Consider the following 9,835-nt stretch of genomic DNA (forward strand, 5'->3'; position numbering starts at 1 on the left):
TGCGCGCGCCGAAAGTGGCCGACTTTTGCTCCGCCCCGTGGCCGGTTTTTACTCCGCCGTTGACAGGATGACTCGAAATGCAACCGAGCGGCGGGCGTGAGCTCGCACACGATGATGCATTCGAATGGCGTTTCAGAGGAGATATCCGAGATCACCGTGCCGTCAATGTCTGTGACACGTGAGCCCCGCAGCTCCTCGATGTAGCGCAAGACCTGCCGGACAGGATCTTGGCTCGGTCGGTCGTCACCGGGGCGCTTAAACTCGACGATTACGACCGGCTCCGCCATCCCCTCACGGCGGAAGCCCAATGGGTTGAAGAATATCAGGTCCGGTTCTTTCCTAGACCCAGTATCCTTCGCGAGGGCATTGATAGCCTTGTCCGACGCAAAGAATTCGTAGGTGCTAAGGGAATCGTCCAGCATCCACAAATTGTGCCGAGTATGTTCTCCAGATTTGTACATTTCTCCCATCGGGCAGATGATCTCGTGGATCACGCGCTCGTAATGGTAGGACTTCTTCTCATCGTCTTTGAATTTCAGGAGCACATTGGAGATCTGCAGCAGTTGATGGCGCTTCACGACGAGCTCGGCCAACCTCCCTCTCTCCTGATTCTGTATTTCCTCGAGCGTTTCTCGCGCCTGATCGCGTGCTTCGTCATCAAGTGAGGCAAGGTTATCGAGTTCGTCGATTTTCTTCCGAAGGTCTCGCTCTTCGCGATAAAGCAGCACGAACAGGTTCTGCGCGATCTGCTCATCGTCCATGCCCGGAGACAGGCCGTTGACGTAATCTTCAATGCTCTCGAACTGCGTCGCGAGTTGCGGATGCTCGATCACCAGCCCTTCGACAGTGACCTTCTGCCGGGCACGCATCTTGCGGATATGATCGATGAGGAACGCTTCTGCGGTTCCGAGGATCGCCCTTTCAAGTATCTCCTGCTGTTCATTGGTCAGCTTGAATCCTAAGCGCTCCTGGTCCACTCTTTCGTCGAGGAAGTCGCTTCGGACAACGCCTACATAGGACTTTCCATCGGGAAGCTCTTTGAGCGCATATTTCCGTTCGATCGAGACCGGATCGCCTACAAGCCGCCCGTGGGCGGTCAAGAGGTAGCTGTTGCGCAGATTGGTCGACACGGAATTGTCGACAAAAAGATGGCTGACGGTCAATTCCGTCGCACCATTCCCGAAATCGACGGAGATCGTTTCGGATACTGGCCTGTCGACTTTGCCCGAAATGAAGTCGTTCAGGCTCGCGGTCTCGCCGTCATACGTAATGAAGATTTTCGGCAGGGTGCCGGAGATGAACTGCGGAAAGAAGTGAAGAGCCAAGTCCTTGAGGTAAGAGCTCGGCCGAACTCGGCCGCGCTGCTCCCTCCTCAGCTTCGACAGCGTCACGGTCGTGCCGTCGGCATCCCCTGCTGGCGAGACGCGCTTGTAGGCGATAGAGTTTTGCTTCTCCGGTGCGAAGCGAAAGCGGACCCGTTCCTTCGAGCGTCCCACTTTCACGACACTGTCGACGCGAATCGTCTGAAACAGCTTGATCCAGATAAAACGGCCTACGCCTTTCCCGCCGCGCTTGTATTTGAAGCGGCTATCGCTGGTCTCGAATGAGTCAAGGTTTTCCTCGGTAAATCCAATCCCGTTGTCGGTTATGGATATCAGTTCGACATCACCGTTCTCGTCGTGAGAGATATCGACATTGACCCGTCCCTTCGCCGCGGCGTTTTCCTCACCGAAGCGGTCGTTGATCGCATGGATCGAGTTGCTGACTGCCTCATAGACGGAGTACAGCAAAGCGGTTCGTCCATCGGGAAGGCGCATATTGTTGATGCGGCCGAGCACGTCGAACTTCATATGACTTCGGGCCTACGCCCCTCCCTGCTTGGCAATGGTAACCGACGGCACCGTTTAATTTTGACTGTACTCGGGAAATTCCCGAGACAATAGGCCCAGGTCGGACCAACACCGATACGTCAATCTATAGATAAAAACTCGGAACCGGGGACATTTTCTATCGCCTGCCATTGGCAGCTCTTGGTTGGCGCACTCGATCCGGTGAACGGCCGCGATGGGGTCGAGAGCGGAAATTCAAACTGAGACACTCTCACAATGACATTTTCCTTGCTTAGCACGGCGTTTTTCCGTACTCTTTACGAGAAAGGAAAAGCCCATGCCAGCCGTATCCAAAAGCAAGCATGAACTCAAAACGGACCGTATCGAACTGCGGGTTTCGCCGACAGCCAAGCACCTTATCCAGCGCGCTATGGCCGTATCCGGCCTGACCGCGGGAGATCTCGCCTTTGAAGGCGCGCGCCGCGTACTCGATGAACATGAGCGTATTGTCCTGAGCGGTGAGGACAAGCAGGCGTTTCTCGACGCATTGCTCAATCCGCCGGAACCTGCGGACAAACTCGTTGCCGCCTTCAAGCGCCATCGCCAGATGGCCGGTTGATCGGTCGTGGGAATAATATTCGAGGCACTCGGCAAGCACCATGACCGGACACGGTTTTCGAGCGGGCAACCGGCGCACGATGACTGGTTCCGTAAGCGCGCAAGCCAGGATGAGAAGCGAAACCTTGCCCATACCTTCGTTGCGATGGACGACGAGATGGGTGTCGTTGGTTTCTATTCGATCAGTACCCTTTCGGTCGCTTTTGATGTGATCCCGCCGGAGATTTCGCGCAAGCTACCGCGTTATGACGAGATCCCCGCCGCGCTGATCGGTCGGTTGGCGCGTCACGAACGGGTTCGCGGCAAGGGCCTCGGTGAGATGCTTCTGACGGATGCGCTGCGGCGCATTCTCGAAGCAAGCAAGACCTTGCAGTTGTTCGTCATCATCGTGGACGCCAAGGATGACAAAGCGGCCGCATTTTATACCAGTTACGGATTCCAGCGGTTTCCGAACCGGCCAAATCGATTGTTCATCCAGAAGTCGGTGGTGATGTCGGCGCTGGAGCGATCGCTCGACTGAAGAACGCAAATTTATTCTACGCATTGGGGGATTCGCCTGTCCCGAAATTCAAGTATTCTTACGCGCACGCCCTCTATTCCCGCCGCTTGATCTGCGATTGACCACGAAGCGGTGCGACGGGGAACGGCGCTCTATGACGGAGTACGCTGCAATGCCCGCGATTTCGCATTCACATCCGCCGGTTTCCGGCCCAATCTTTGCCCGCAGCGGAATGGTCCGCTCAAGAGCTAGGATCGTATTGTGGCAAAACGGAACGGAGCAACGGCAAGCACCGCGCGGGTGGTTCTTATACCATCCGACACCATGCCGGCCTACGATCCGTCCCAGCCCGATCCTCGTCTTCGGGAATTCGTCCGAATGCTTGCCCGGCAGGCTGCCCGCAAGTTCATTGAAGCAGAACAGGAGCGCGCCGCTCGCGAACGCCTCCGCAAATAGGAGGGCCGTCTCATGAGAGCTGCACTCTACGCTCGTTATTCTTCCGACAATCAACGCGACGCCTCGATTGAAGACCAGCTTCGGCTTTGCCGCGCCCGCGCCGAGCGGGAAGGCTGGACCGTCCTTGACAGCTATACCGACCGGGCGATCTCCGGGGCATCGCTGCTGCGGCCCGGTGTGCAGGAGTTGATTGCCGACGGCCTGAAGCGCCGCTTCGACGTGATCCTGACGGAATCGCTCGACCGGCTTTCCCGCGACCAGGAAGACATTGCCGGCTTCTACAAGCGGATGCGCTTTGCCAGCGTGCAGATCATCACGCTTTCCGAAGGCGAAGTGAGCGAGCTGCATATCGGTCTCAAGGGCACGATGGGCGCACTCTACCTGAAAGACCTTGCCGACAAGACGCGGCGTGGCCTGCGTGGCCGTATCGAAGATGGCAAGTCGGGCGGCGGGCTTTGTTACGGTTATGACGTCGTCCGCCGGATTGATGAGGCAGGAGAAGCCAGCCGCGGCGAACGCACGATCAACGAGACCGAAGCGAATATCGTGCGCCGCATTTTTGAGGAATATCTGGACGGCAAATCGTCGCGCGCCATCGCTATGGGGCTGAATGTCGAAGGCGTGCCTGGGCCACAAGGCAGCGAATGGGGACCATCGACCATTCACGGCAATCCGAAGCGCGGAACCGGTATTCTCAATAACGAGCTTTATGTCGGCAAACTGGTTTGGAACCGGCTCCGCTACCTGAAGGACCCCGACACAGGCAAACGCGTGTCGCGGCTCAACCCGGAATCGGAATGGGTCGTGCAGGAGATGCCGGAACTGCGCATCGTCGATCAGGCAATCTGGGATGCGGTGAAAGAGCGGCAGGAGAAGCTCGCGCACGACCCGGCGATCGAAACGAGCAACAACTTCCTGTGCGAGCGCCGCCGCCCGAAGCATCTTTTCACCGGCCTGATCAAGTGCGGCTGCTGTGGTGGCGGCTATTCGATGATCTCGAAGGACATGCTCGGTTGCACCAATGCGCGCAGCAAGGGCACTTGCAACAATCGCCTGAACATCCGGCGCGATACACTTGAGGCCGCAGTATTGAGCGGCCTCGAGAAGCATCTGATGGAACCCGAACTGTTCAGGGAATTCTGCGAGGAGTTCACGCGAGAAGTGAACAAGGCACGGATGGATGCCCGCGTTTCCATTGAGGCGGGCGAGGCTGAGATCAAGAAGATTGATCGTGAGTTGGAAAAGATCCTCGACCTTTACCTGAAGGACGCCCTGTCGGTGGATATGGTAAAGGAGCGCGGCGCGAAGCTGGAATCTCGCAAGCAGGAATTGAAAGCCTTCCTTGATGGTGCCGAAAAGCCCCCTGCCCTGCTCCATCCGAACATGGCGAAGATTTACCACGAGGAGATCGCCGCCCTTCGTCTCCAACTTGGCAATGAGGAGACGTGGACTTGCTTCGGAAAAGTGGAGAGGCAATTTCAGATCATGCGGCCAGTCTCTCGAACTGCGCGGGGCTTAAATAATCAAGCGCCGAATGCCGCCTGGTTGGATTGTAGAAGCCATCGATGTAGCGGGCAATGGCAATTTCTGCCTGATTTCGCGTCTGGAAGACGGTTCTCCAGACCAGTTCCGATTTCAGCGTCTTGAAGAAGGTTTCGACCATGGCGTTGTCGTAACAATTTCCCTTTCCCGACATCGAGATGAGGATGCCGTTGTCGCGCAGCAACATCTGATAGTCGATCGAGCAATATTGGCTGCCGCGATCGGAATGATGGATCAGTCCGGGCTTGGGTCGCCGCATGATAATGGCCTTCCGAAGAGCATTGAGCGCCAGAGCGCGGTGCAACCGGCCATCGACAGCCCAGCCGACGACGCGGCGGGAGAGCAGGTCGATGACCACAGCCAGATACAGCCAGCCCTCACGGGTCCAGATATAGGAAATATCGGCACCCCATTTCTGATTGGGCCCGGTCGCGGCAAAATCCTGATCGATGATATTCGGCGCAACCGGGAAGGCATGCTGGCTGTCGGTGGTGCGCTTGAACCGCCGCTTTTGCCGGGCATGGAGACCATTTTCCCGCATCAGCCGGGCGGTTCGCCGTCGACCGATGGCAAAGCCGCTGTCCTGCAATTCCCGCGTCATGCGTGGACTGCCGTAGGTCTCATGAGAAAGCGCGTAGGCCGAACGCACATGGGCCAGCATCGCCATGTCTTCACGCTGCCGGCGACTGGCAGGTCGATCCTTCCAGGCAAAATAGCCGCTCTGGCTGACGCCCAGAACCTTGCAAAGACGGTGTGCGGGGAATTCCGTTTTCGCCTGGTCGATGAAACGGAATTTCATCGACTTCCCTCCTTGGCGAAAAAAGTTGCGGCGCGCTTCAGTATCTCGCGCTCCTGCCGCAGGATTTCGTTCTCCCGGCGTAACCGCTTCAGCTCGGCCGCCATATCTTCATTCTGGGCTGAATGCGCCGGATCGTCCATCGCCTGATCCCGGCTCCGGCCAATCCAGCGCACCAGCGTCGATAGGCCGATACCCAGATCCTGCGCAATTTCGCGCTGCGTCCGACCGCTCGTCTGCGCCAGGCGCACCGCCTCCTTCTCAAATTCCTTCGTGAAATTCTTCTGCTTCGGCATTCCGGTTTCCTTTTAACTCAAGAAAACCTCTCCACTTTTCCGAAGCAAGTCCAACGAGAGCATTGGCGGCTGACCGATTGCGCTCGCTGGTCAGTCGCATCGAGCTTGTTCCGGACAGCGGAGAGCTGGTGATTGTGCTGCGCGGTGACCTTGCGGCGATCCTGACGTTTGCATCCGGCAAGAAGAACCCGGATTTCTTGAAGGAGAAGGAGCTTCTCGAAGAACTGTTGGGCCGGGCGACGGAGGGCCAGAACGCAAAAAAGCCCTTGCGGGGCAAGGGCTTAAAGCAATCGCAGGGATCGGTGGTTGCGGGGGCAGGATTTCATCTTAACTTGCGGATCGCGCCGAGGCATCACCAAATGATGGAATTGCTATCCATCGAAGACCGTAGCGGACTGTTTCGTGCCGCCGCGTAGTTGTTCCATACCATCAACTAAGCTTCCGAAACACGAAAACTTTTATAGGCTCTCATCGCCCCGTTTGCAATATGCGCAATAATTATTGCGCATAGACTTGATATTTGCGCATAGATTCCGCATTCTTGCGCTTAAACTCTATGCGCAGGAAAGCGGTCAAACATGGTAAACCAAATCTTAGACGACGCTTTAGCAATGATTGAAGAGATTGTAGGCCGCCATAAAGGTGCTATTCCAGCATCGGAAATTCTTCGCGCCCTGCCCGCGCCTATTCCTCAACGCACGCTACAGTATCGCCTGAAGCGGTTGGTATCGGGCAATCGTCTTGTAATGGAGGGCGAAGGCCGGTGGGCAAAATATCGTCTGCCTGACATTGCTTCAGGCGCTGCACCATCTGATGAAGATCAGGCCTTCGCGATCGCGCTATCCGATGTGGCCAAATCGGTGCGCGATTATGTCCGGCAGGCACCTGAGGCTCGCAAGCCGGTCGGCTACAATCGCGATTTTCTTGACCGATACCGCCCGAATGTCACTTTTTATTTGACCGAGGCCGAACGAGGCCATCTGATGTCGGTAGGACGATCGCAGATCGCCGAGCAGCCGGCAGGAACCTACGCCAAGCACATCCTGAACAGGCTCCTCATCGATCTCGCCTGGAATTCGAGCCGCCTCGAGGGCAATACCTATTCACTCCTCGATACTAGGCGGCTCATCGAATTCGGCGAAGAAGCCAAGGGCCGAAGGCATGTCGAAGCGCAGATGATCCTCAACCACAAGGACGCAATTGAATTCCTGGTCAGCGCGGCCGACGACATCGGCTTCAACCGCTACACGATCCTCAATCTGCACGGGTTGCTTGCAAACAATCTCCTTTCCGATTCATCAGCCGCGGGTAGATTGCGCTACATCGCGGTGGGGATCGAACGATCCGCATTCCATCCTCTGGAAGTTCCTCAACTCATCGAGGAATCTTTCGATCAGATTTTGGTTACCGCCGACGCCATCGTCGACCCCTTCGAGCAAGCGTTCTTCGTCATGGTACAACTGCCGTATCTTCAGCCATTCGATGACGTAAACAAGCGCGTGTCTCGCCTTGCCGCAAATATCCCATTCATCAAGAACAACCTTTCACCGCTCTCCTTCGCCGATGTGCCGCGACAAGCGTATACCGAGGCAGTGCTTGGGGTGTACGAACTCAACCGCATTGATCTCCTTAAAGACCTCTTTCTATGGGCCTATGAACGCTCGGCTGCGCGTTACGCCGCTGTGCGCCAATCGCTCGGCGAACCTGATCCATTCCGTCTTCGCTATCGCGCCGAACTGCGTGAACTCGTCGCGCACCTCATCCGTGGCCGCACCGAACGCAAGGAGGTCGCCGACCGCGTCGCCGCTTGGGCGGCTGACAGGATCGATTCCGCTGACCGTGAGCGTTTCGTCGAGACTACCGAAGCCGAGTTGACGGAACTGCATGAAGGCAATTTCGCACGCTATCAGATCCGCCCCTCGGAGTTCGCAGCCTGGCGCAAAATCTGGGAGGCGAAATGACCGATAGCCCTGCCCCATTGTCGCGCAGCGACTTTGCGCGCCAATTTTAAATGCGCTGAGGAAGCCTCAGCCGTTCTTCCACTCAACCTGAACAAATATCTGCTTACTTGAACAAAGTCAGAACAACGGCTTTGACAATTTTTAGAAACCGTGGATGATCACCAAGCTAAGTTACAGCTATCAGCCAGATTCCGCTTGAATGCTGTAGCCGCGCAGGGGGCGGTAACGTGTCTATAGCTGCGCCGTTTTTTCCGTTCAACCGTTGTGATAGGACGACGCTCATGGCCAAAGATGCTGCACTATTGTCGGAGCTGCATAAGCTCATCGGTCAGTGGATGGATGCTGGCCAGATTGCACAGCCAAGCCAGATCGTTGAAGAAATTTTTAAGAACAAGCCTCTGGCTGGCCCTTATGCCAGCTTCTACAGGGCGTTCGCCAAGAAGGAATTGGTGGGCGTCGTTGCGCGAATGCTGAAGCGCGTCGGCATGAGCGATGATCCCGCATCTCCTCAAATGGTATTTCCTGGCCATACCCGCCTGGTTAAATCGTATCCTGTGCTTAGGAACGGCGAACGGGCTCTAGTCCCAATAAGCCTCTGCACGCCGCGAGAACTTTCTGACCACATATTACTTTTACGCAAGCAGGCCAAAGGCTGTGAGAACCACGCTACGGAATTGGAGAAATACGTGGCCAACAAAACCTCTTTGGAGGGGGTCCGAGCGCGCAACGAACAGCCAGAAGGTGTTGAAGTCGAGCCGGCCTGATATTGGGAATGCTTGCAGTATGGCACGCGATCAATTTCAACCGAGCGCTCCCCAGGCGGGCTATCCCTGTTCATATAGTTTTTCTAAGCGATTCACATAACAAAGCCGATGATATGAGTGAACTGACACGAGCCTGCGCTTGCGGCAGGCCGAGGTGATCCGCAATATACTTGCGATTGATTCTGGGGGAACACACACAAATGGCAGAAATTACGGGTGCCGAACTCGACGCAATTTTGTCGGGAGACCCAGACGAAATCGGCGTGCATCTGCATCTCGTCGAGCGTGATGTCGAGATCGATGGGCACAAGGTCCGAGTCTACTGCCACTGCCTGGTCGTAAGCGGTCAGCCGATAACGTCAGGCTTGAAGCTCCAGGGCATGAGTGCTTCGATTTCATAGGCTGGCCAACCTTGAACAAGGCGGGGCAATGTTTGGGAGAGCCAGTCGAGCGGATCGTTCTTTGCAAAATGGACCTCAAGACAGATAGCCGGATGCACTACCACGGCGCGGATGGGGTTTACGCGACTGTAGCCGAAGACGGCAGGCTGAAACTTACTGGGTCGAATCTAAAGTCCATGATGGTCCTACACACGCCATTCGCGACTGCCTCACATCTCTAGCACCATTCCTTCTCGAAGAAGATCGTCAGGAAGCGTCGCGTTCTGACTTCATAGGCGAGAAGCAGCATACCAAGGATTTGATATTTTGAGCCAAGACGAAGTCGTTACCATTGATCTCGACCTGATCGGAAATCCCAATCCGACGGCTCAAAATTTCATCCAGCGGGAAGCGCGAAGGCGGGTGATCCGGGCGTTTGTCTCGTCCGGTCAAACCGCCAGCCGATGAGAATGAAAAAGACGATCGCCCCGCCGCTCTTAATGTTTTGCAAGAGCGGCGCCATGACGCCATCCTTGTTTCAGCCCGGCGAGGAGAAGGCAAGACGACGTTTCTTGCCAGTATCCTCAAATCCATTGAAACAAACGAATACCGGGACGAATTTGCTAGGGCGTGTCGTCATTTGAGAATACATTTCCTGAGGATTTCCAAATCAGCTTTTCAGTGATTCATAAAG

General features: G+C 56.0%; 8 protein-coding genes and 2 pseudogenes. 7 read left to right on the forward strand and 3 right to left on the reverse strand.

Features of this window, described 5'->3' with window-relative positions:
- Positions 1–1,850 (reverse strand): ATP-binding protein (locus IEX53_RS23160; RefSeq protein ID WP_188826537.1); only part of this gene is annotated, 1,850 nt, incomplete at its 3' end.
- A 316-nt stretch (positions 1,851–2,166) separates the two neighbouring features.
- On the opposite strand from IEX53_RS23160, the gene IEX53_RS23165 reads away from it, so the two are divergent.
- The 3 genes and pseudogenes from IEX53_RS23165 to IEX53_RS23175 form a co-directional block, all read left to right on the forward strand.
- On the forward strand, positions 2,167–2,448 hold the full coding sequence (locus IEX53_RS23165; protein ID WP_188826538.1) for a type II toxin-antitoxin system TacA family antitoxin: 282 nt from the start codon (positions 2,167–2,169) through the stop codon (positions 2,446–2,448).
- 6 nt (positions 2,449–2,454) lie between these two features.
- Positions 2,455–2,967 carry a GNAT family N-acetyltransferase gene (locus IEX53_RS23170; RefSeq protein WP_188826539.1) on the forward strand — a complete coding sequence of 171 codons (513 nt, stop codon included), beginning with the start codon at positions 2,455–2,457 and terminating at the stop codon, positions 2,965–2,967.
- A gap of 447 nt (positions 2,968–3,414) precedes the next feature.
- A pseudogene (locus IEX53_RS23175) lies at positions 3,415–4,440 on the forward strand (recombinase family protein); the annotation flags it as partial.
- Between the two features lie 445 nt (positions 4,441–4,885).
- Here the strand turns inward: IEX53_RS23175 and IEX53_RS23180 are convergent.
- A protein-coding gene (locus tag IEX53_RS23180) for an IS3 family transposase (protein WP_188826540.1) occupies positions 4,886–6,036 on the reverse strand; the annotation gives its coding sequence in 2 pieces (ribosomal slippage) (positions 4,886–5,769 and positions 5,769–6,036; 1,152 coding nt in all).
- Positions 6,037–6,098: 62 nt separating this feature from the next.
- On the opposite strand from IEX53_RS23180, the gene IEX53_RS23185 reads away from it, so the two are divergent.
- The 4 genes from IEX53_RS23185 (at position 6,099) to IEX53_RS23200 (ending at position 9,162) form a co-directional block, all read left to right on the forward strand.
- The gene (locus IEX53_RS23185; protein WP_188826541.1) at positions 6,099–6,452 is read left to right on the forward strand and encodes a hypothetical protein; all 354 of its coding nucleotides are present in this window, start codon (positions 6,099–6,101) and stop codon (positions 6,450–6,452) included.
- Positions 6,453–6,614: 162 nt separating this feature from the next.
- The gene (locus IEX53_RS23190; protein WP_188826542.1) at positions 6,615–7,997 is read left to right on the forward strand and encodes a Fic family protein; all 1,383 of its coding nucleotides are present in this window, start codon (positions 6,615–6,617) and stop codon (positions 7,995–7,997) included.
- A gap of 281 nt (positions 7,998–8,278) precedes the next feature.
- The gene (locus IEX53_RS23195; protein ID WP_188826543.1) at positions 8,279–8,761 is read left to right on the forward strand and encodes a hypothetical protein; all 483 of its coding nucleotides are present in this window, start codon (positions 8,279–8,281) and stop codon (positions 8,759–8,761) included.
- Between the two features lie 200 nt (positions 8,762–8,961).
- The gene (locus IEX53_RS23200; protein ID WP_236016350.1) at positions 8,962–9,162 is read left to right on the forward strand and encodes a hypothetical protein; all 201 of its coding nucleotides are present in this window, start codon (positions 8,962–8,964) and stop codon (positions 9,160–9,162) included.
- On the opposite strand, the pseudogene IEX53_RS24115 reads toward IEX53_RS23200, so the two are convergent.
- Positions 9,108–9,218, reverse strand: a pseudogene (locus IEX53_RS24115) (transposase domain-containing protein); the annotation flags it as partial. The gene IEX53_RS23200 and the pseudogene IEX53_RS24115 sit on opposite strands and share 55 nt — an antisense overlap.
- Positions 9,219–9,835 lie beyond the last annotated feature (617 nt).

Source organism: Paramesorhizobium endophyticum (assembly GCF_014640615.1).
Taxonomy (GTDB): Bacteria; Pseudomonadota; Alphaproteobacteria; order Rhizobiales; family Rhizobiaceae; genus Paramesorhizobium; species Paramesorhizobium endophyticum.

Bases quoted from the DNA above. Each gene is read 5' to 3' on its own strand.
- IEX53_RS23165 (WP_188826538.1), top strand. From the start codon at position 2,167: ATGCCAGCCGTATCCAAAAGCAAGCATGAACTCAAAACGGACCGTATC.
- IEX53_RS23190 (WP_188826542.1), top strand. From the start codon at position 6,615: ATGGTAAACCAAATCTTAGACGACGCTTTAGCAATGATTGAAGAGATT.
- IEX53_RS23195 (WP_188826543.1), top strand. From the start codon at position 8,279: ATGGCCAAAGATGCTGCACTATTGTCGGAGCTGCATAAGCTCATCGGT.
- IEX53_RS23200 (WP_236016350.1), top strand. From the start codon at position 8,962: ATGGCAGAAATTACGGGTGCCGAACTCGACGCAATTTTGTCGGGAGAC.